The sequence below is a fragment of the Sulfurivirga caldicuralii genome, from assembly GCF_900141795.1.
Taxonomy (GTDB): Bacteria; Pseudomonadota; Gammaproteobacteria; order Thiomicrospirales; family Thiomicrospiraceae; genus Sulfurivirga; species Sulfurivirga caldicuralii.
This window is the reverse complement of sequence record NZ_FSRE01000001.1, coordinates 544057-564575: the sequence shown is the minus strand read 5'-3', so window position 1 is coordinate 564575 and position 20519 is coordinate 544057. Positions and strand designations below refer to the sequence as shown.

The 20519-nt window shown below is 59.2% G+C and carries 20 protein-coding genes and 1 tRNA gene; 10 read left to right on the top strand and 11 right to left on the bottom strand.

What is annotated here, in order from left to right; translation table 11 throughout:
* The first annotated feature begins 11 nt into the window (after window positions 1–11).
* From BUQ81_RS02940 to BUQ81_RS02920, 5 genes are all read left to right on the top strand, one after another.
* Entirely contained in the window at window positions 12–1904 is a 1893-nt protein-coding gene (locus BUQ81_RS02940; RefSeq protein WP_074200880.1) for a DUF505 domain-containing protein, read from the top strand.
* 189 nt (window positions 1905–2093) lie between these two features.
* Complete coding sequence (locus BUQ81_RS08790) at window positions 2094–2408, top strand: HAD family hydrolase (protein WP_200770541.1); 315 nt, start codon at window positions 2094–2096, stop codon at window positions 2406–2408.
* Window positions 2405–2716: a hypothetical protein gene (locus BUQ81_RS08785; RefSeq protein ID WP_074200879.1), complete on the top strand. Its 312-nt coding sequence runs from the start codon at window positions 2405–2407 to the stop codon at window positions 2714–2716. The genes BUQ81_RS08790 and BUQ81_RS08785 overlap by 4 nt, the downstream gene beginning before the upstream one ends.
* Entirely contained in the window at window positions 2713–5139 is a 2427-nt protein-coding gene (gene ppsA, locus BUQ81_RS02925; RefSeq protein ID WP_074200878.1) for a phosphoenolpyruvate synthase, read from the top strand. Before BUQ81_RS08785 ends, ppsA begins: the two co-directional genes overlap by 4 nt.
* A gap of 53 nt (window positions 5140–5192) precedes the next feature.
* A tRNA-Met gene (locus BUQ81_RS02920) sits at window positions 5193–5269 on the top strand.
* A gap of 510 nt (window positions 5270–5779) precedes the next feature.
* Here BUQ81_RS02920 and lysS read toward each other — a convergent pair.
* Window positions 5780–7297 carry a lysine--tRNA ligase gene (lysS, locus tag BUQ81_RS02910; protein WP_074200876.1) on the bottom strand — a complete coding sequence of 506 codons (1518 nt, stop codon included), beginning with the start codon at window positions 7295–7297 and terminating at the stop codon, window positions 5780–5782.
* 25 nt (window positions 7298–7322) lie between these two features.
* Window positions 7323–8435: a peptide chain release factor 2 gene (gene prfB / locus BUQ81_RS02905; RefSeq protein WP_074200875.1), complete on the bottom strand. Its 1113-nt coding sequence runs from the start codon at window positions 8433–8435 to the stop codon at window positions 7323–7325.
* Window positions 8436–8544: 109 nt separating this feature from the next.
* Between prfB and BUQ81_RS02900 the strand changes: the two genes are divergently transcribed.
* On the top strand, window positions 8545–9981 hold the full coding sequence (locus BUQ81_RS02900; RefSeq protein WP_074200874.1) for a class II fumarate hydratase: 1437 nt from the start codon (window positions 8545–8547) through the stop codon (window positions 9979–9981).
* Complete coding sequence (gene trxA / locus BUQ81_RS02895; RefSeq protein ID WP_074200873.1) at window positions 9956–10336, top strand: thioredoxin; 381 nt, start codon at window positions 9956–9958, stop codon at window positions 10334–10336. Before BUQ81_RS02900 ends, trxA begins: the two co-directional genes overlap by 26 nt.
* A 12-nt stretch (window positions 10337–10348) precedes the next feature.
* On the opposite strand, the gene BUQ81_RS02890 is transcribed toward trxA, so the two are convergent.
* A complete protein-coding gene (locus BUQ81_RS02890; RefSeq protein ID WP_074200872.1) occupies window positions 10349–10984 on the bottom strand; it encodes a CBS domain-containing protein in 636 nt (211 codons plus the stop codon).
* A 75-nt stretch (window positions 10985–11059) separates the two neighbouring features.
* Between BUQ81_RS02890 and BUQ81_RS02885 the strand changes: the two genes are divergently transcribed.
* From BUQ81_RS02885 to BUQ81_RS02875, 3 genes are read left to right on the top strand one after another with little or no spacing between them, the layout of a single operon-like run.
* Complete coding sequence (locus tag BUQ81_RS02885; protein WP_074200943.1) at window positions 11060–11332, top strand: cupin domain-containing protein; 273 nt, start codon at window positions 11060–11062, stop codon at window positions 11330–11332.
* A 15-nt stretch (window positions 11333–11347) separates the two neighbouring features.
* Window positions 11348–11794, top strand: coding sequence for a hypothetical protein (locus BUQ81_RS02880; protein ID WP_074200871.1), 447 nt, complete (start codon window positions 11348–11350; stop codon window positions 11792–11794).
* 50 nt (window positions 11795–11844) lie between these two features.
* Window positions 11845–12621, top strand: a complete 777-nt coding sequence (locus tag BUQ81_RS02875) for a ketopantoate reductase family protein (RefSeq protein ID WP_074200870.1) — start codon at window positions 11845–11847, stop codon at window positions 12619–12621.
* Between the two features lie 421 nt (window positions 12622–13042).
* Here the strand turns inward: BUQ81_RS02875 and BUQ81_RS02870 are convergent, their stop codons facing one another.
* The 8 genes from BUQ81_RS02870 to carB all read right to left on the bottom strand — a co-directional run bounded on the left by BUQ81_RS02870 (window position 13043) and on the right by carB (window position 20517).
* Window positions 13043–13354 (bottom strand): thioredoxin family protein, encoded by a 312-nt coding sequence (locus BUQ81_RS02870; protein WP_074200869.1) that lies wholly within the window; start codon window positions 13352–13354, stop codon window positions 13043–13045.
* Complete coding sequence (locus tag BUQ81_RS02865) at window positions 13354–14268, bottom strand: ROK family protein (protein ID WP_074200868.1); 915 nt, start codon at window positions 14266–14268, stop codon at window positions 13354–13356. Before BUQ81_RS02865 ends, BUQ81_RS02870 begins: the two co-directional genes overlap by 1 nt.
* A 1-nt stretch (window position 14269) precedes the next feature.
* A complete protein-coding gene (locus BUQ81_RS02860; protein WP_074200942.1) occupies window positions 14270–14917 on the bottom strand; it encodes a class I SAM-dependent methyltransferase in 648 nt (215 codons plus the stop codon).
* A complete protein-coding gene (locus BUQ81_RS02855; protein WP_074200867.1) occupies window positions 14875–15693 on the bottom strand; it encodes a ferritin-like domain-containing protein in 819 nt (272 codons plus the stop codon). The genes BUQ81_RS02860 and BUQ81_RS02855 overlap by 43 nt, the downstream gene beginning before the upstream one ends.
* A 61-nt stretch (window positions 15694–15754) precedes the next feature.
* Window positions 15755–16192 (bottom strand): hypothetical protein, encoded by a 438-nt coding sequence (locus BUQ81_RS02850; protein ID WP_074200866.1) that lies wholly within the window; start codon window positions 16190–16192, stop codon window positions 15755–15757.
* Window positions 16193–16316: 124 nt separating this feature from the next.
* Entirely contained in the window at window positions 16317–16757 is a 441-nt protein-coding gene (locus BUQ81_RS02845) for a DUF4149 domain-containing protein (protein ID WP_159432256.1), read from the bottom strand.
* Window positions 16744–17220: a transcription elongation factor GreA gene (gene greA, locus BUQ81_RS02840; protein ID WP_074200864.1), complete on the bottom strand. Its 477-nt coding sequence runs from the start codon at window positions 17218–17220 to the stop codon at window positions 16744–16746. The genes BUQ81_RS02845 and greA overlap by 14 nt, the downstream gene beginning before the upstream one ends.
* Window positions 17221–17301: 81 nt before the next feature.
* Entirely contained in the window at window positions 17302–20517 is a 3216-nt protein-coding gene (gene carB / locus BUQ81_RS02835; RefSeq protein ID WP_074200863.1) for a carbamoyl-phosphate synthase large subunit, read from the bottom strand.
* Between the last annotated feature and the right edge of the window lie 2 nt (window positions 20518–20519).

Below are 20519 nucleotides of genomic sequence, written 5' to 3'. Positions count from 1 at the left end.
AGGAGCACACCATGCTGATCAAAAAACCTCACGCTGAAAAACTGCTACACCTGCTGAAAAGCGGCGAAGAGCCCGTATCCGTTGAAGGTCTGAACGACAACGCACTGCAGGAGCTACAGATGGCAGGTATTGTGGCGCTGCCCACACCTGCAACCGTTCACCTCACCTACGCCGGCAACATGCTCGCCCATGTACTCGACGAAGCCATTCAAAAGGGACTGACCAAACCGGTCAGCGAATGGAAGGACGGCTATCGCTGGCTGGGCTCCGAGGTCATCGCCATGCTGGATGCCGGCATGACCGCAGGCAAGGTATCGGATGCGGCCTGGGACGCCCTGCACGAACGCGGACTGGCCAGCGAAGTCAAGGATGAGGACACCAAGGTTGTCAAAAAAGCCGTGAACGAAGCCGGTCAGGCGGTGCTGGAAGTCTATTTCATGCTGGAGCCCGAGCTGTCCATCAACAAGGAACTGGCGGAATACATCAACAAGGCGCCGGAAGGCCCCACCGAAGCCGTCAACCTGCCGGTAGAGGGCAACATGAAGGAACAGCTGGAAGCCATGCGCCTGATCGCCTACTCCGTACCCAACGGCGAAGTGGTGACCTTTACCGGACTGGGTCAGGCCGTCAAAGAAGTGCTGCGCATGGGTGTCACCCGTGAAGACGGCGACATCATCAGCGCCTCCATTCTGGAAAATGTCGCCCGTGTGGCCGACGGCGAGGAGATTGCCCCTGAAGCACTGGTGGCGCTGGAAGAACTCAATCTGGTCTTCAACGGTGAAGAGCTGACGCCGGCCGGTGAAGCCGCACTGGAAGCCTGGCGCATCTACAAGGATCAAACGGAACAGAACCTGCACACCATTGCCCTGAGCGAAGAAGAAGTGGAACTGCTGCTCACCATCGACCACCTGCACGAAAAATACGCCAACGACCCCAATCGTCTAGTGGACATGGCAGAAATCCATCGCGAACTGGTGGAGCGTCAGGTCGCCAAGTTCAAGAAGTTCGCTGAAGAGTATGGTCGCTACATGGAGACCATGCCCAAGCGCAAGAGCCGTGTGCTGAAGGCCTTTATGGAAACCAAGGACAGGATGCGCTGGTTCGAGGAAAACTACAACCTGCGCGAAATGCTCTATGCGCTGGAAGCCTTTGACCTCATCAGCGAAGGCGTCAGCGACAACGGGCATGCCGTCTTTGACCTGACCGACTTCGGCCGTCAGGTGGTGGAAGATCAGAAGCAGGATACGCGCGGCATCAGCTCCACGGCGCTGAAATCCCTCATGCACGCCAACGAGCTGTTCCTCGCCCCCAATATCGAATGGGTGCAGGCAGCACGCGCCGAAAAACTGCTGGGCGATTTCGGGCCCACCAAGTCCGGCCGCTTCTATGAAGACCTGGCAGACAACATCGAGCGCCTGCCGCTGATGACCGCCTTTGCAGCAGAAATCTTCAAGAAGATCGGCGCCAATGGCACCACGGTTGATGAACTGCTCGCGCTCTATGACGACCCGCTGCACAAGGAAGAGGTCAAGTGGGCCCTCGAGCAGCTGGAAGCCCTTGGCTGGGTAGAAGTGCTCGCTGACGGCAACATCGTGGAAACCCCGGCTGGTGAGCTGGTGGACATGGCCATCAGTGGTGTGCCCAGCGGCTTTGGCGCCCCGCTCAATCCGACCATCTATCGGGTGATCAAGGCCATTTCCGAAGTGGGCACCCTGTATGTGAAGGAACGCAAGATTCGCATGCAGCCCAAGAACATTCAGGAGGCCATCAAGCGTTCCGGCCTGTCTGAAGAGGCTTTCAACAAGGCCTATACGGCGGCACGTGAAGCCCACTATGTTGGCAAGAACAGCATCAACGAAGCCGGGTTGAACATTCTGGAAGCCGTTGAACTGCTGAACCAGTAAACCTGGACCTTCTATCCGTTATAAAGGCGCCTTCGGGCGCCTTTATCGTTTCCCTGGCCGCCATTGAAGAACTGGCGGGGATGGATATCCTCTGCTCCGACAAGACCGGCACCCTTACGCAGAACCGCATGAGCCTGGCCGAGCCGTGGCTGCTGAGACAAACCTCACCGGAAGCACTTTTTATCTACGCTGCACTGGCAAGCATTTGCGCAAAAGGGTTTCCGCACCCTGGGTGTCGCCTGGAAGGAAACCCACGAAGACAATTACCACTTCCTCGGCCTTATCCCACTGTTCGATCCGCCGCGCCCCGATTCAAAACAGGCCATCCGGCAAGCCAAGACCAAGGGCGTCGAAGTCAAGATGGTGACAGGCGACAATCTCGCCGTGGCCAAATACATTGCGCGGCAACTGGACATCGGCGACAGGATTCTCGATGTGCGTGAACTACGCGGCCAGTCCATGCAGGAATACATCGCGCTGTCGGAAATTCTTGCCCGCCCATGACCCGCGTGCTGGAACCGGATGCAGACCGTGAGCTGATTGAACAACAGGTGCGCGAAATCGTCGAACGGGTCAAGGATGAGCTGCATCATCGCCCGCAGCCCTGCAGTATTCTGTTCTGGGCCATCATGTCCACCGCCATTATTGGTACCGTTGTTGCCGTATATGGCTTTGGGCTGATGACCCCCATTGGCTGGGCATGGGCCGGTGCGATCTGGCTGTATGCTGCCTGCTGGTTTATTTTCAACGATTCGGTCAAGGTGGCCGTGTTACGCTACTACCGCCACAAAAAAGGGATTGAAGTCCTATGAATGCTCGTTATATCCGCTGGTTCAGGGAAATTTCCATCAAGGATGTACCGCTGGTGGGCGGCAAGAACGCCAACCTGGGTGAAATGTACCGGGCGCTCACGCCCCTTGGCGTGCGCGTACCCAACGGCTTCGCCGTCACCAGCGAGGCCTACAGGTACCTGCTGACTGCTAATCAGGCTTGGGACAAGCTGCATGAGATTCTCAATGGGCTTGATCCCGATGACGTGGCCGATCTGCAGCGCCGCGGCAAGGCGGCTCGCGAACTGATCCGCTCGCTCACCATTCCGGATGATCTGAAAAAAGAAATCCTCGCAGGCTACGCGGCACTGAAAGCCGAATACGGCGAAGATGTTTCCCTGGCGGTGCGCTCTTCTGCCACAGCAGAAGACTCCCCCAACGCCTCCTTTGCAGGCCAGAATGACACCTACCTGAACATTCGCGGGGAACAGGCCCTGCTGGACGCCTACCTGCGCTGCATGGCATCCCTGTTTACCGACCGATCCATCCACTACAAGATCGACCACGGCTTCGACCAATTCAAGGTCTATAACTCCGCCGTGATCATGAAAATGGTGCGCTCCGACATCGGCGCCAGCGGCGTGATGTTCTCGCTGGATACGGAAACCGGTTTCCGCGATGTGGTGTTTATCAATGCTGCCTACGGGCTGGGCGAAAATGTGGTGCAGGGTGCCGTGGACCCCGATGTGTTTTATGTGCACAAGCCCACCTACGAAAAGGGCTACCGTGCCGTACTCAAACGCCGTCTTGGCAGCAAGAAAATCAAGATGATCCTCTCCGAGGAACTCAATACCGACAATATTGCGGTGGAATACACCCGCAATGTACCCACCTCGGATGACGAGCGCAGTCATTACGCCATCAGCGATGATGACGTCATGATCCTGGCCGACTACGCCATCAAGGTGGAGCGCCACTACCAGCAGATTCATGGGGACGCCAATCACCCCATGGACATGGAATGGGCAAAGGACGGTATCGATGGCCAGCTCTACATGGTGCAGGCACGCCCGGAAACCGTTCATTCGCAGCAGAAAGGCACGGTTCTGGAACGCTATATTCTGCTGGACCATCCCAAGCCACTGGTAAGCGGCCAGGCGGTCGGCACCAAAATCGCTGCCGGCCGCGTGCGGGTGATCAACGATGTCAGCGAACTGCCCACTTTTCAGGACGGTGAAGTGCTGGTGTCAGACACCACTACGCCCGACTGGGAACCGGTCATGCGCCGGGCGAGCGCCATCGTCACCAACAGCGGCGGACGCACCTGCCACGCCGCCATTGTGGCGCGGGAAATGGGCCTGCCCGCCATCGTCGGCACTGGCAATGCCACTGAATGTCTGACCACGGGTGAACTGGTCACCGTCTCCTGCGCCGAAGGAGAAATCGGCCATGTCTATCCGGGCAAGCTGAACTGGAAAGTGGAACGCATCGACCTGAGCCATCTGCCCCGCCCCCAGACCGAGCTGATGATCAATCTAGGCAATCCGGACCAGGCCTTTTCCAATGCGGCACTGCCAGCCGATGGAATCGGCCTGGCACGCATGGAATTCATCATCAACACGGCCATTCAGGCCCACCCTCGTGCCCTGCTGGAGCCGGACAAACTGGACGAAAGCGAGCGCGCGCAGACTGCCGAACTGACCCGACCTTTTGACGGCGATGGCCGCCGCTTTTTCGTCACCACCCTGTCGGAGGGCATTGCCACCATTGCTGCCGCGGTGTGGCCCAAACCCTGTGTCGTGCGTACCTCCGACTTCAAGTCCAACGAGTATGCCCGCCTGATCGGTGGTCGCCATTTCGAGCCGCAGGAGGATAACCCCATGCTCGGCTTCCGCGGCGCGGCCCGCTACAGCCATCCGGACTATGTGGAGGCCTTTGCGCTGGAGTGCGCCGCCATCAAGCGGGCCCGGGAAACCATCGGCATGGACAACATCATCCCCATGATCCCCTTCTGCCGACGTGTGGATGAGGCGCAACGCACCCTGCAGACCCTGGCAGCCAACGGCCTTGAGCGTGGCAAGAACGGGCTCAAGGTGTACATGATGTGCGAAATCCCCAACAACGTGATTCAGGCCGATGCCTTCGCGCAGCATTTTGACGGTTTTTCCATCGGATCCAACGACCTCACCCAGTTGACCTTGGGCGTCGATCGCGACTCCGACAAGGTGGCCTTTGACTACGACGAGCGCGACCCAGGCGTGCTGGAAATGATGCGACTGACAGTGGCGGCCTGTAAACGCAACGGCATCCACAGCAGCATCTGTGGACAGGGGCCGTCGGACTACCCCGAAGTGGCCGAATTTCTCGTGCGTCATGGCATCGACACCCTCAGCCTGAACCCGGACGCCCTGCTCAGCACCTGGGCGAAGGTGGTAGAGATTGAAAAATCCCTGCAGCAGGCCTGAAACAGGGTTGAAACCTGAGCGCGGCGCCCCTATAATACGCCTCGTTCCAATGACGCGGGATGGAGCAGTCTGGTAGCTCGTCGGGCTCATAACCCGAAGGTCGCAGGTTCAAATCCTGCTCCCGCAACCAACCCATAAAAAAGCCGGCTTTATGCCGGCTTTTTTATTTTCCGAGTATATTTTCTTTACTGCTTCCCCACGCCATATCCTGCATAATTTGCACAGGTGACAGAACAAAACGGCCATGACAGAAGGGCTCAAGCGCATCTTCAGAGCGCAGACGGCACAGGAAGCACGACAAAAGGCCCCCTGATGGAGGAGATGGAAAATGCAGCCCCCAAGGCGGAGGCCTGTCTGGAAGAAGGGCTGGAAGACGCCCTGGCAGTGATGGCCTTGGCGGAGAAATACCGCCGACGGCTCAAATTAACGAATGGTGGGAAGCGCAACAGGCTTCCGAGCACAAGACGGATAAGGTGGTCGGTATCGATCACTGAGACCGGAGCAATGTCAAACCTGCGCAAGGGAATTTACAGCAGATTTGGGATTTGACCCCTGACACCAGTCTATTGGCAATACCTCTTCTACGGGCGTAAAACCCTGGAAGTAAAAGCGCACACACGGCTCACAGCCCTGACGCCCTTTAATCCTTCTGCGGCCGCATGTGTGGGAAGAGAATCACGTCGCGGATAGAGGGGCTGTCGGTAAACAGCATCACCAGGCGGTCGATGCCGATGCCTTCGCCGGCGGCGGGGGGCATGCCATGCTCCAGCGCGATAATATAGTCCTCGTCGTAGAACATGGCCTCTTCGTCGCCCGCCTCTTTCGCTTCCACCTGCTTGCGGAAACGCTCCGCCTGATCCTCGGCGTCGTTCAGCTCCGAGAAGCCGTTGGCGATCTCGCGTCCGCCCACAAACAGCTCGAAACGGTCGGTGACAAACGGGTTCTGATCGTTGCGGCGCGCCAGCGGACTGACTTCCGCCGGATATTCGGTGATGAAGGTGGGATCCTTGAGATTGTGCTCGACGGTCTTTTCGAAAATCTCCGTCTGCACCTTACCCAGCCCCCAGCCCGGTTGCACGTCAATGCCCAGCTTCTCCGCCAGCGCCTTTGCCTGCTCGAAGTCATCCAGTTGCGCTTCGGTAACGCCCGGATTGAGCATGATAATGGACTCCTTCAGCGTCATGCGCGCAAAGGGCTTGCCGAAATCGTAGGTTTCACCCTGATAGGTGACCTCAAACCCGCCGGTGACGGCTTCGGCGATCTCCTTGAACAGCGCCTCGGTGTAGTCCATCATCTTGTGGTAGTCCGCGTAGGCTTCGTAGAACTCCACCATGGTGAACTCGGGGTTGTGGCGGGTGGAGAGGCCTTCGTTGCGGAAGTTGCGATTGATCTCGAATACCTTTTCAAAGCCGCCCACCAACAGACGCTTGAGGTACAGCTCCGGCGCGATACGCATATAGAGCGGCATGTCCAGCGCATTGTGATGGGTGATAAACGGCTTGGCGCTCGCCCCGCCCGGGATCACCTGCATCATGGGGGTTTCCACCTCGAGGAAGCCGTGGCGGGTGAGGAACTCGCGCACCATCTGCACGATGCGCGAGCGGATCAAAAAGGTTTCACGGCTTTCCGGGTTCATGATCAGGTCCAGATAGCGGCGGCGATAGCGCAGCTCCTGATCCTGCAGGCCGTGGAACTTGTCCGGCAGCGGACGGATCGCCTTGGTGATCAGCTCCACATGCTCGGCATGGACGGTCAACTCCCCGGTCTTGGTTTTGAACAGATAGCCTTCCACGCCGATGATGTCGCCCAAGTCCCACTTCTTGAACTGCTGGTTATAGACCCCTTCCGGCAGATCATCGCGGGTGACGTATATCTGAATGCGGCCGCTCATGTCCTGCAGGGTGGCGAAGCTGGCCTTGCCCATGATGCGACGTGTCATCATGCGCCCGGCAATTTTGACGCGCACCGGCCCTTCCTGCTGGAAGCGCTCGTTATCCCAGTCGTCGTAATGAGCGTGGATGTCCGCCGCCAGATGTTCGCGCCGGAAGGTGTTGGGATAGGCCTGACCCTGTTCGCGCAGCGCCGCCAGTTTGGCGCGACGCTCGGCAATAATGCGGTTTTCGTCCTGCTGCTCGGGCGCGTTTGTCTTCTCTGTCATGGTCTTGTGCTGTCCGTGAATTAGGTTAAATGGGCGCCTGTTCGCCGATTCCGGCCTTTAGGCTGGCTTCTACAAACTGATCCAGCTCGCCGTCCAGTACGGCCTGGGTATTGCCGGTTTCCACACCGGTGCGCAGATCCTTGATACGGCCGGAATCGAGCACATAGGAACGGATCTGACTGCCCCAGCCGATGTCGGCCTTGCTCTCTTCCAGCTTTTGCTTCTCGGCATTGCGCTTCTGCATCTCATGTTCCCACAGCTTGGCGCGCAGCTGGCGCATGGCCTCATCCTTGTTCTGGTGCTGCGAGCGGCCGTTCTGGCACTGGACGACAATGCCGGTGGGCAGGTGGGTGATGCGCACCGCCGATTCGGTGCGGTTGACGTGCTGACCACCGGCACCGGAGGCGCGATAGACGTCGATGCGCAGATCGGCCGGATTGATTTCGATATCGATATTGTCGTCCACCTCTGGGGTGACAAACACCGAGGCAAACGAGGTATGGCGGCGATTACCGGAATCGAACGGCGACTTGCGCACCAGACGGTGCACACCGGTTTCGGTCTTCAGCCAGCCGTAGGCGAAATCGCCCTTGACATGAATGGTGGCAGACTTGATACCGGCCACTTCACCCGGCGTGACTTCGATGAGATCGGCCTCGAAGCCCTTTTTCTCGATCCAGCGCAGATACATGCGCAGCAGCATATTGGCCCAGTCCTGCGCCTCGGTGCCGCCGGAACCGGCCTGAATGTCCACGTAGCAGTTGTTGGCGTCCATCTCGCCGGAGAACATGCGCTGGAATTCCAGCTGCTCCAGCACCTTGCCGTATGCCTCCAGTTCCTCGGTGACTTCTGCTACCAGCTCCTCGTCACCGGCCTCTTCCGCCATCTGCAGCAGCTCCTTGGCCGATTCCAGCCCGTCGAGCAGGTTCTGCAGGCCGTCCACCACCTTTTCCAGCTGCGCCTTTTCGCGGCCCAGCGCCTGCGCGCGCTCCTGATCGTTCCACACGTCCGGGTCTTCCATTTCGCGATTCACCTCTTCGAGGCGCTCGCGCTTTTCTTCCAGACGCAGATAGTCCTTCAGGCCCTCGGCCCGCTCGCGATAATCCTTGATGCGTGAATAGAGTCCACCCAGTTCCATAGCGGTTCCAAACTCGAAATTGAATAGCAAATTTTAGCATAGGCGCGGAATGCACCGCGACGGGCGCGCTAAAATAGCATGCGGTTACCAAATACGAGGACGCCGTGTCATGAAAACACGCATCGAAACCGACTCCATGGGCCCTGTAGAGGTGCCTGCCGATGCCCTGTGGGGTGCGCAGACTCAGCGTGCCGTCAACAACTTTCCTATCAGCGGCCGCCCCCTGCCCGCCCCGTTCATTCAGGCGCTGGCGCAGGTGAAAAAAGCCTGCGCCCAGGCCAATGCCGAGCTGGGCCTGCTGGACGCTACCCGTGCCGACGCCATTGCACGCATGGCAGAAAGGATCGCCGCCGGCGAGTATCTGGACCAGTTCCCCATCGATATCTTCCAGACCGGCTCGGGCACCAGCACCAACATGAACATGAACGAGGTGCTCAGCCATCTGGCCGAGCGCGAGCTGGGCGTGGCGCTGCACCCCAACGATCATGTGAACATGAGCCAGAGCTCCAACGACACCATTCCCACCGCCATTCACGTGGCGGCGGCGACACTGCTGTATCGCCACCTGCTGCCGGCTATCGACCACACCATTGACACGCTGGCACGCAAGGCCGAAGCGGTAGAAGGTGTCGTCAAGACCGGGCGCACCCACCTGATGGACGCGATGCCGGTGACATTGGCGCAGGAACTGGATACCTGGAAGGTACAGCTGGAGGACGTGCGCGAGCGCCTGCTGGATGCAGCAAAACGCATCGTGCGCCTGCCGCAGGGCGGTACCGCCGTGGGCACCGGCATCAATGCCGACCCGCGCTTCGGCCCGCTGGTGGCGCAACGGCTGGCGCAGACGCTCAGTATCCCGTTTGAAAGCATGGATAATGCCTTTGTGGGCATCAGCGCGCAGGACAGCGCGCTGGAGCTCTCCGCTCAGCTGAACGTGCTTTCGGCGGTGATGATGAAAATCGCCAACGATCTGCGCTGGATGAACTCCGGACCACTGGCCGGTCTGGCGGAAATTCAGCTGCCGGCGCTACAGCCGGGCAGCTCCATCATGCCGGGCAAGGTCAATCCCGTTATTCCGGAAGCGGTGGCCATGGTGGCGGCGCAGATCACCGGCAACCACACCGCCATCACCATCGGCGCGCAATCCGGCAACTTTCAGCTGAATGTGATGCTGCCCATGATCGCGGCCAACCTGCTCGACAGCCTGCAACTGGCAGGAAATGCCCTGCGCGTGCTGGCCGACAAGGCGATCGACGGCTTCGAGGTGAATGAGGCCAATCTGAAAAAGGCGCTGGATGCCAACCCGATTCTTGTGACCGCCCTCAACCGTGTGGTAGGCTACGAAAAAGGCGCGCAAATCGCCAAAAGCGCCTATGCACAGGGTCGCCCGGTGCTGGATGTGGCGCTTGAAATGACCAATCTGGACGAGGCCACGCTGAAAAAGCTGCTTGACCCCGCCCGCCTGACAGAGGGTGGCACACCCTCTATCGGTGATATTCAACCCAAAAAAGGAAATAACCATGGCTGTAGTCAACCTCAAGACTGAAGAGTTCGAAAAGTTCGTGCAGGAAAACCCCATGATCGTGCTGGATTTCTGGGCGGAATGGTGCGGTCCGTGCAAGATGTTCGGCCCCATCTTCGAGAAGGTGTCCGAAAAGCATCCCGATGTAGCCTTCGCCAAGGTGAACGTGGAAGAAGAACAGCAGCTGGCAGCGATGTTTCAGGTGCGCTCCATCCCTACCGTCGCGTTCATGCGTGAAGGGATCGTGGTTTACGCACAGCCGGGCATGATGCCGGAAGAGATGCTGGAAGAAGGCATCAAGCAGCTGAAGGCGCTGGACATGGATCAGGTACGTGCCGATCTGGAAAAAGCGCAACAGGAACAGCAGCAACAGGGCTGAGCCGCCTTTCCGTCAGACATAAAGCTCCAGCGGCGGCTCCATGGCGAGCCGCCGAATCATGTCCGATGCCGTCACAATACCCACCAGTTCACCATTCTGCGTGACCACCGGCAGGGCATGAATCACATAATCCGTCATCACCTGCGCCGCCCGGCGTATCAGGGTTTCCGGCCAGCAGGTCACCACCGGTGACGACATATGGTCTTTCACCGCAGCGCGCTTGACCCGCGTCTGTTCACCTTCCTGCCACACATGCCCCAGCAGATCCTGCGAAGAAAGCAGGCCGATCACCTTGCCATCCTGCACCACCACCAGATGACCGATGCCATGTTGCTGCATGCGTTCCCATGCCGTTTGCAGCGGTGCCTCCGGTGCAATCTGCACCACCGGCTGGGACATGATTTCGCGCACCTGAATAATGGTTTCGCCCCGCTCCCGCGCGGCCTTGATCACCTGCTCGTACTGGCGCCGTGCCTGTTCCACGCTCAGAGGAACCTGTTCGTAGCGACGGTCCTGCTCTACCTGGAGCGGATCCAGCGTCGGCTTTTCCACCGGCGGTACCGACTGCGCCTTCGGCACCTGCAGCGGCGGCAGCGTGTTCTGCATGCCGAGGTAGCTCTGTCCTTCCGGGCTGTACACCACAAACATATATAATCTCCACAGACATCGCCGCCCTTTGCGGGCCACTCTGTTCACTATAACGGCAACAAGGTGAAAAAGACCATGCAAATCAAGATCATCAAGAACCGGGTCACACTGGAACTGCAGCGCCTCGGCGTGGAAAACTGGCCCATCTGGGAAAAGGAAGTTTCCAGTTTCCCCTGGGAATACGACACTGATGAAACCTGCTATATCCTTGACGGGCGCGTGACGGTCACCCCCGAAGACGGTGAACCGGTTGAGATTGAAGCGGGCGATCTGGTCACCTTCCCGAAAGGCATGCGCTGCACCTGGGAGATTCACGAACCCATTCGCAAACACTACACCTTTTCCTGATACGGAGACCCTGTTATGAACGGACCCGGCCCTGCGGCGATGCTGGTGGTCGCCCTTGTTTCGATTACGCTCTATCTTTTTCTGGTGACCTTGTTGCTGAAAATGGCCGCGCGCTGGGTCACCGGCTGTATTCTCGGCTGGGGACAGGGGCTCAAGATTGTGCTACTGGTATTCGTCGCCGGCCTGATCACGCAGTTCGTTGTCGGCATCACGGCCGTTTTCGTGGCCGGCTATACGGTGGAAATGCTGCAGGTGGACCCGTTTTTCAATCTGCTGGCATTTCTGTTTCTCATGACCGTGTCCAGCTACATCTATGGCAATTGGATTCGCTGTGAGCAACATGCCGAGGGTGTGGGCTTTGCCAAGGGGCTGCTGGTGTTCTGGGCCCAGGTATTGATCGTCGTTCTGGTGGCGCTGGGCCTGGCCATTCTTATCGGCACCCTCCAGTGGCTGATGCAATAAATCCCTAACGCGCAGTGCGTAAAAGACACAAGGAACAAGGAGGCAATACCATGAAATCACCCGTCGTCGTGATCGGTATCGGTGAACTGGGCAGCGTGTTTGCCCGCGGTTTTCTCAAGACCGGCCACCCAGTCTATCCCATCACCCGCCACATGAGCATGCTGGATGAATCGAAACAGATTCCCCAGCCGGAAGCCGTGCTGATCGCCGTAGGCGAAACCGATCTGCACCCCACCCTGGAAGCCCTGCCGGAAGCGTGGAAAGACCGCGTCATTCTGTTGCAGAATGAGCTGCTGCCACGCGACTGGCAGGCGCACGCCATCGACAACCCCACGGTCATTTCCGTGTGGTTCGAAAAGAAAAAGGGCATGGACAGCAAGGTGGTACTGCCATCACCCGTCTATGGCCCCCACGCGCAGCTGGTGCGCGATGCGCTTGCCTCGCTGGACATTCCCAGCTACGAAGTGGATGACATGGACGCGCTGGAATACGAACTGGTGCGCAAGAACCTCTACATTCTCACCACCAATATCGCCGGTCTGGAACTGCCCGATGGGGCTACCGTGGATGAACTGCGCCACGAGCATCCGGATCTGATGGACGCGGTCGCCCACGACGTGATGGATATTCAGGCGTGGCTGGTGGGCCACGAACTGGATCGCCCTGCCCTGATGGCAGGCATGCTCGACGCCTTTGACGGTGATCCCGCGCACAAGTGCAAGGGTCGCTCCGCACCTGCCCGGCTGCGCCGTGCGCTGCTGCACGCGGACGAAGCCGGACTGGAAGTTCCCACCCTGCGAGAGATTGCCCGCAAGCATCTGGATTGATACCGGGGGGCCGGAACGATCCCTACCGTCGTTCCAGGCAGAGGCATAAAAACGCCAAGGCACCTCCGCAAAACCTCTGAACGGTCGCGACAGTGGCAATTTTGGTTCAAGCCAAGGCGCAGCGAACGTGGCATGATCATTCCATGCCAGTGAGGTGCAACGCAGCATTGAGCCAAAATCGCCCTGCCCCTGTGGGTTGCTGGCGGGATGGCAGCCTTTACTGCGTTGCTCGTATTGGATTTGAACCCGCCAAACCCTGTGACACGCGCCCTATTTCTGTTGCCATCGCGCCTGCAACGCGAGCGCATTCAGCGGTTTGCGGAGGTGCCTAACACAGGGGGGTCCCCGACTTTTTCAGCGGCCGAAAATTTGTCGGTTGAAAAAAGTCGGGGACCCCCTTCCATTGGGGCTGTTTCAGCCCTTATTCATCGAAAAAGAGCGCGTAGGGACGCTGCATGGCTTCGCGCAGCTGCCCCAGGCTGAAGGTGCGTACCCATTCACCGATACGCTGTCCGCCAAAGTAGATACGCACCACCGGCAGGCTGAAGACGCCTTCCTGTGCACACAGATCCCGTTCCGCCTCGCAGTCCACATAGACCATTTCCACGCGGGGAAACGCGTTTTCCAGCAACTCGGCAATCTTCGGCTTGATCACCTGACAGACATTGCAATGCGCCCCGCCAAACAGTACCAGCACGGCATCGCTTTCCCGAACCCTGTTCTGCAAATCCATCAATCTTTCCCTCCTTCCGATGCGGCGCCCAGCCAGGCCGCGCCGCGCACTCCGCTGCTGTCGCCATATTGTGGCGGCACCAGGCGGGTTTCCACGCTGTCGCTGAACACCCAGCGTGCCCACAATTGTGGCACACGCGCATACAGCATGGGGATATTCGACAGGCCACCACCGAGCACGATGACCGCCGGATCAAATACATTGATGACCGACGCCAGCCCCTTGGCCAGCCAGGTCGCATAGCGCTCCAGATGCGCCTGCGCGGGCGCATCGCCCTGCCGAGCGCGCGCTGCAATCTCTTTCGCGGTCAGCGCCTGTCCGCTTGTTCTCTCAAAATGCCGTGCCATGCCTGGCCCCGACAGAAAAGTTTCGATGCAGCCCTGCTGACCGCAGTAGCAGGGCATGGGTTCATCCTCAAGTGCCGCCCACGGCAGTGGATTGTGTCCCCACTCGCCGCCAATGGCATTGATGCCGGTAATGATCTGCCCGCGATACACCAGCCCGCCGCCGCAGCCGGTGCCGATAATCACACCGAATACGCTCTCGGCACCAGCACCCCCTCCATCCGTGGCTTCAGACAGGGCAAAGCAGTTGGCATCGTTTTCAATGCGCACTGGGCGCGCCAGATCGCGTTCGAGATCACCCTGCAGATCCTCACCGATCAGCCAGGTGGAATTGGCATTTTTTACCCGCCCCGTTCTGCGCGACAGCGCGCCGGGAATGCCCAGCCCCAGCGTCCCCTGCTCGCCGAGGCTGACTTCGGCGTCGCGCACCATGGCAACGATATTCGCCACCGTTGCAGCATAGTCGCCCTGTGGCGTAGGACGCCGCTCCCGATACAGCTCTCTGCCCTGGGCATTCAGCGCAATCAGTTCCGTTTTGGTGCCGCCCAGATCAATACCGAGATGCAGCATGCTATTTCCCCATCACCACGGTGAAATCATTAGGCAAATACCCTTCAATCACACGCACATTGGCAGTGTGGCGCCGACACCAGCGCTCAACGGTTTCCGGCACCCGCCCGTGCAGAAAGGGTGAGCGGGCCACTTCGTCGTTGCGGTTGTCGAGCATATTGAAGATCACCTGCCGGCGTGCTAGCGCCCACATGCGTGCAATGACCGCCTGAGCATAGGCATCTGCATCAGCAATCGGCTCGTTAAGCGCGCCCGAGAGCGTCACCACCTCATAGCCCGCCTCCGGCAAGGCCACGGTGAGCAACTCCCCTTCCAGCCACTGCGCCTGCGGAAAACGACTGCGCGCGGCAAAGATCATGTCCGGCGATAGATCTATCCCGGTGAAATCCGGTGTCATGCCGTGCTCGTGCAGCCAGGCATAAAAATCCCCAAAGCCGCAGCCCACATCCAGTAGCGAGGCGGGTGCTGACAGCATCGCGTCAGCGATGACGCCAAAGCGCGCGATCTGAACGCCCCGCTCCTGCCAGAACAGCGCCTGCGGTCGATAGCCGTGCCGTTCCAGCGCCGCCGCATGACGCGTAATGATACGCGCTCGGTCAACCGGGTTCAGGCCTGCGCCAGACTCTCCTGCTCGATGCGTTTCAGCCATTCGATTTCGTCCTCGCTGAAGCCGGCTTCACGGCGGGCTTCGTAGTTGAATGGCCCGGCCAGATTGCCATTGAAATAGGTTTCCACGATGGACTGAAAGGTTGGGAACGGTTGCAGACCACGCTGCTCGCACAGGTAGCGGAACCAGCGGGTGCCCACCGCCACGTGGCCCACCTCGTCTCGCAGCAAAATCTTGAGGATCTCCACCCCACGTTTATCGCCAATGGCACGCAGCTTGGCCATCATGCCCGGTGTGACGTCCAGCCCGCGCGCTTCCAGCGTACGCGGCACCATGGCCATGCGTACCAGCGGGTCGTGATCGGTTTCGTAGGTGGTGACCCACAGGCCATTGTGAGCGGGAAAGTCGCCATATTCGTAGCCCAGGCGATTGAGATGTTCGCGCACAATCTGAAAGTGGTAGGCCTCTTCGCAGGCCACACCAAGCCACTCGAAATAGTAGTCCCGCGGCATGTCCTGAAAGCGATAGACCGCATCCAGCGCCAGATTGACGGCATTGAACTCGATATGGGCAATGGCATGCATGAGTGCAGCGTGGCCTTCCCGCGAACCCAGCCGACGTTTCGGGAGCTTGCGTGGTGGCACCAGCTCGGGTCTGGATGGCCGCCCCGGATCCGGGATACGCACCACCTCGTCCAACGGCCCAAGGCGCAACCGATCCTCGGTCCAGGCCTGCTGCAGCGCAGACAAACGGCTGACCTTCTCGTCCAGATCCGAGCACATCAGGCAATCGTAGGTGGCTTCAAAAAGATTTTGCATCGCAATCCTCAACAAAAAAGCCGGGCAGGGCCCGGCTTATCAAGCATGTTTCCTGGAGTGCTTAACGCCAGTTCTCAGGAATCTTGCCAGTCTTTTCCATTTCGTCCAGACGCTTGCCCGGATCACCGCCGTACCAGGCGTTCTGCAGATAGCGCACACCGCGACCCTGCTTGGCATCAACCGCCTCCCACAGCTTGGACCACTTCACGCGCTCTTCGCCGGTCATGTATACGTAGGGGTTCTTGGTGTTGGCCTTGGGATCAACGCCTGCACGCTTCATCGCGGCTTCTTCCATCTTGGTCAGCTCGGCCTTGCACTGCTCCAGCGTAGTGGCCTGCTCGACGTTTTCATATGCCTTGCGACCTTCTTTCTTGGCCGCTTCGATCAGCTTCTCGCCATCCTGCAGGCACTGATCGTAAACTGAGGCACCAGCCTGAGCATTGGCGGCAGCCAGTGCGAAAGCCGCTGCAAACAGGGCTTTAAGGGTCAGCTTTTTCATGTAGCTCTCCAATTCGTTGGGGTTGAATGTGCGCCTAAACCGTGTCTGCCTAATTGTCCGCCTTTTGAATGGCGATTGCAACCAATAGAATATTCAAAAATCATTAAACACTTATAAGCAGAATTTATGCTTTTGCTGCACTGCCCGCAAGCGACCGCCAGCTCATTGCGACAAGCCCGGCCAGCAGCAGAATCCCTGCCAGATAGAGCGCGTGAGAAACGCCATGCAACATCATGAATTGCTGGGACTCAGCGGCACCCGCATGCTTCAGGGCCGCCATGGCGGGGTTGAGATACAGTAACTGCACCCCCTGCAACAGAACGAAGGCCAATGCCAGCCAGGCAACTACCCGCTGCCGCCACAGCAGCAAACCTGCGACCACCAGCACCACCGCACTGATCTCGACGCCATTAAGCAGAATCCCGGCAATGTGGCCGGCCGTCTTCTTGTCCAACTGCGTAAACAGCACGGGCGCGACCACATAGCCAATAACTGCCTGGGCAACCAGCGCACTGAACCACAAGGACAGGGCGGCAACGCGCCGCCGCAGCTCAGATGTATTCAACCTTGACGATCTCGTAGTCGATATTGCCGCCCGGCGCTTCAACCGTCACTTCGTCCCCTTCTTCCTTGCCGATCAGGGCACGGGCAATGGGCGAACTGACGGAGATCTTGCCGTGGGCCAAATCGGCCTCCTCGTCGCCCACGATCTTGTACACGACTTCTTCGTCCGTATCCAGATTGAGCAGATGCACGGTGGCGCCGAACACCACCTTGCCGTTCGCATTCAGCTGAGTGACGTCAATGATCTGCGCATTGGAGAGAATGCCTTCGATCTGACGGATACGCGCTTCGATCATGCCCTGCTGTTCGCGGGCGGCATGATACTCGGCGTTTTCCTTCAAGTCGCCGTGCTCACGCGCCTCGGCAATCGCTTCGGCAATACGGGGACGCTCTTCCTGCTTGAGGCGGCGCAGCTCTTCCTTGAGCTTGTCGGCGCCTTCCTTGGTCATGGGATGTCGGTTCATGCAAATCTCCTGTTCATGTAGCCAAAACGCACGCGCCCCGCAGAAGCGGGGCGTGCGGACATCAATGGATTTAATGGAATTTTACTGCAAATCCTGCAGGCGATACACCGGCTGCGGATCCAGATAGTCCATGGCAGCCACCATGGCAAAAGCACCGGCGATGGTGGTGGTGTAGCACACCTTGTGCATCAGGGCTTCGCGGCGAATGTCCGCCGAGTCCTTGATGCTGACCGAACCATCTGAGGTGTTCACGATCAGATCAATCTCGCCATTCTTGATCAGGTCAACAATATTGGGACGCCCTTCGGTGACCTTGTTGACCACGTCCACTTCGATCCCCGCCTCTTTCAGCGCCGCGGCGGTGCCACGCGTGGCCACCAGACGGAAGCCGCGCTCGATCAGCCTGCGGGCCAGCTCGGTCGCCTTTTCGCGGTCCGCCTTGCGCACGGACAGGAAAGCCGTGCCACTGCGCGGCAGTACCGTACCGGCCGCCATCTCGGCCTTGGCATACGCCTGCGGGAAGGTTTCCCCGATGCCCATTACCTCGCCGGTGGACTTCATCTCCGGGCCGAGAATGGGGTCCACGCCGAGGAACTTGATGAACGGGAACACCGCTTCCTTGACCGAGTAGTGCCTGGGCACGATCTCGCGTTCAAACTGCTGTTGCGCCAGCGTCTGACCAACCATGCAGCGGGCGGCGATCTTCGCCAGCGGATGGCCGATGGCTTTGGAGACGAACGGCACCGTGCGCGACGCCCGCGGGTTGACTTCCAGCACGAAAATTTCATCCTCCTTGATGGCGAACTGGGTATTCATCAGGCCCACTACATTGAGTGCTTTTGCCATCTTCTCCACCTGCTCGCGGATGCGATCCTGCAGCTCGGGACGGATGCTGTATGGCGGCAGGGAACAGGCGGAGTCACCGGAGTGAATGCCGGCCTGTTCGATGTGCTCCATGATGCCACCAATGACAACCTGTTCGCCATCGCTTACGGCATCCACATCCACTTCCACCGCATCATCCAGGAAGCGATCCAGCAGGACAGGCGAATCGTTGGATACCTTGACCGCCTCGCGCATGTAGCGCTCGAGATCCTTCTCGGTGTAAACGATTTCCATGGCGCGCCCGCCCAGCACATAGGAGGGACGCACCACCAGCGGATAACCGATCTCCTTGGCCAGCGCCAGCGCCTCTTCCTCACTGCGAGCGGTACGGTTGGGTGGCTGCTTCAGATCCAGCCGATGCAACAGCTGCTGGAAGCGCTCGCGGTCTTCCGCCAGGTCGATGGATTCCGGCGTGGTGCCGATAATGGGCACGCCCGCAGCTTCCAGATCCCGCGCCAGTTTGAGCGGCGTCTGGCCGCCGTACTGCACGATGACGCCGTCCGGCTTCTCCACCTCGACGATTTCCAGCACGTCCTCCAGTGTCAGCGGCTCGAAATAGAGACGGTCGGAGGTGTCGTAGTCGGTGGAAACGGTTTCAGGATTACAGTTGACCATAATGGTTTCATAGCCATCCTCGCTCAGGGCAAAGGCGGCATGCACACAGCAGTAGTCGAACTCGATGCCCTGACCGATCCGGTTCGGCCCGCCGCCCAGCACCATGATCTTTTTCCGCTCAGAGGGTTCTGCCTCGCACTCCTCGTCATAGGACGAATACATGTAGGCCGTCTTGGTGGCAAACTCGGCCGCACAGGTATCCACGCGTTTGTACACGGGACGGATGTCCAGCATGTGACGCAGCTTGCGGATGCTCTTTTCCGACACCCCCAGCAGTTCAGCAATGCGCGCATCGGAAAAGCCCTTCTGCTTGTAGCGGCGCAGGGTGCCTGCATCCAAACCGTCCAGCCCCAACTGCCTGAGTTCATCTTCCATGCGCACCAGCTCCTGAATCTGGGCCAGGAACCATGGATCGATATCGCAGGCGTCATGCACTTCTTCCAGCGTCCAGCCGGCGCGGAAGGCATCGGCCACATACCAGAGACGATCCGGTCCCGGATGACGCAGCTCGGCACGCAGGGTGTCGCGCACCTCCTTTTCATCCAGCGTATTCAGATCCAGCATTTCATTGAGGCCCGTGCGGCCCGTTTCCAGACCCCGAATCGCCTTCTGCAGGGACTCCTGGAAGTTGCGCCCCATGGCCATGACTTCGCCCACGGACTTCATCTGTGTGGACAGGCGCGGCTCCGCCTGCGGGAACTTCTCGAAGGTAAAGCGCGGAATCTTGGTGACCACATAGTCGATGGTGGGCTCGAACGAGGCCGGTGTGGCCCCGCCGGTAATGTCGTTCTTGAGCTCGTCCAACGTATAGCCCACTGCCAGCTTGGCCGCCACCTTGGCGATGGGGAAGCCGGTTGCCTTGGATGCCAGTGCAGAGGAACGCGAGACGCGCGGGTTCATTTCGATAATGATCATGCGCCCGGTTTCCGGATTGACCGCAAACTGCACATTGGAACCGCCAGTCTCCACCCCGATTTCGCGCAGCACGGCCAGCGAGGCGTTACGCATGATCTGGTATTCCTTGTCGGTCAGGGTCTGCGCCGGCGCGACCGTAATGGAATCACCGGTATGCACGCCCATGGGATCGAGGTTTTCGATGGAGCAGACAATGATCGCGTTGTCGTTCCTGTCGCGAATCACCTCCATCTCGTACTCTTTCCAGCCGATGATGGACTCTTCGATCAGCAGCTCATTCGTGGGCGACAGGTCCAGACCGAACTTGCAGATCTGCTCGAATTCATCCCGGTTATAGGCAATGCCACCGCCGGAACCGCCCAGGGTGAACGATGGACGGATAATGGCCGGAAAGCCCACCTCGTCCAGAATGGCCCACGCCTCTTCCATGGAGTGGGCCACGGCAGACTTGGGCATGTCCAGGCCGATTTTCTGCATCGCAGCGCGGAAGCGGTCGCGGTTTTCCGCCTTGTCGATGGCGTCTTCATTGGCACCGATCAGCTCCACGCCGTACTTTTCCAGCACACCGTGGCGTGCCAGATCCAACGCCGTGTTGAGCGCAGTCTGCCCCCCCATGGTGGGCAGGATCGCATCCGGACGCTCCTTCTCGATGATCTTTTCAATGGTACGCCACTCGATGGGCTCGATATAGGTGGCATCCGCCAGATCCGGGTCGGTCATGATGGTGGCCGGGTTGGAGTTGACCAGAATGACCCTGTACCCCTCCTCCTTGAGGGCCTTGACCGCCTGGACCCCCGAGTAGTCGAATTCACACGCCTGGCCGATGATAATGGGGCCGGCACCGATGATGAGAATGCTTTCGATATCTGTTCTTTTAGGCATGG

What these genes read in the sequence shown, in the direction of transcription:
- BUQ81_RS02855 (WP_074200867.1), bottom strand. Translation starts at nt 15,693, where the DNA reads ATGCAAAATCTTTTTGAAGCCACCTACGATTGCCTGATGTGCTCGGAT.
- BUQ81_RS02865 (WP_074200868.1), bottom strand. Translation starts at nt 14,268, where the DNA reads ATGCTGCATCTCGGTATTGATCTGGGCGGCACCAAAACGGAACTGATT.
- lysS (WP_074200876.1), bottom strand. Translation starts at nt 7,297, where the DNA reads ATGACAGAGAAGACAAACGCGCCCGAGCAGCAGGACGAAAACCGCATT.
- BUQ81_RS02875 (WP_074200870.1), top strand. Translation starts at nt 11,845, where the DNA reads ATGAAATCACCCGTCGTCGTGATCGGTATCGGTGAACTGGGCAGCGTG.
- BUQ81_RS02900 (WP_074200874.1), top strand. Translation starts at nt 8,545, where the DNA reads ATGAAAACACGCATCGAAACCGACTCCATGGGCCCTGTAGAGGTGCCT.
- ppsA (WP_074200878.1), top strand. Translation starts at nt 2,713, where the DNA reads ATGAATGCTCGTTATATCCGCTGGTTCAGGGAAATTTCCATCAAGGAT.
- BUQ81_RS02850 (WP_074200866.1), bottom strand. Translation starts at nt 16,192, where the DNA reads ATGAAAAAGCTGACCCTTAAAGCCCTGTTTGCAGCGGCTTTCGCACTG.
- BUQ81_RS02885 (WP_074200943.1), top strand. Translation starts at nt 11,060, where the DNA reads ATGCAAATCAAGATCATCAAGAACCGGGTCACACTGGAACTGCAGCGC.
- BUQ81_RS02940 (WP_074200880.1), top strand. Translation starts at nt 12, where the DNA reads ATGCTGATCAAAAAACCTCACGCTGAAAAACTGCTACACCTGCTGAAA.
- prfB (WP_074200875.1), bottom strand. Translation starts at nt 8,435, where the DNA reads ATGGAACTGGGTGGACTCTATTCACGCATCAAGGATTATCGCGAGCGG.
- BUQ81_RS02860 (WP_074200942.1), bottom strand. Translation starts at nt 14,917, where the DNA reads ATGGCTGAAACGCATCGAGCAGGAGAGTCTGGCGCAGGCCTGAACCCG.
- carB (WP_074200863.1), bottom strand. Translation starts at nt 20,517, where the DNA reads ATGCCTAAAAGAACAGATATCGAAAGCATTCTCATCATCGGTGCCGGC.
- trxA (WP_074200873.1), top strand. Translation starts at nt 9,956, where the DNA reads ATGGCTGTAGTCAACCTCAAGACTGAAGAGTTCGAAAAGTTCGTGCAG.
- greA (WP_074200864.1), bottom strand. Translation starts at nt 17,220, where the DNA reads ATGAACCGACATCCCATGACCAAGGAAGGCGCCGACAAGCTCAAGGAA.
- BUQ81_RS08785 (WP_074200879.1), top strand. Translation starts at nt 2,405, where the DNA reads ATGACCCGCGTGCTGGAACCGGATGCAGACCGTGAGCTGATTGAACAA.
- BUQ81_RS02880 (WP_074200871.1), top strand. Translation starts at nt 11,348, where the DNA reads ATGAACGGACCCGGCCCTGCGGCGATGCTGGTGGTCGCCCTTGTTTCG.
- BUQ81_RS02890 (WP_074200872.1), bottom strand. Translation starts at nt 10,984, where the DNA reads ATGTTTGTGGTGTACAGCCCGGAAGGACAGAGCTACCTCGGCATGCAG.
- BUQ81_RS02870 (WP_074200869.1), bottom strand. Translation starts at nt 13,354, where the DNA reads ATGGATTTGCAGAACAGGGTTCGGGAAAGCGATGCCGTGCTGGTACTG.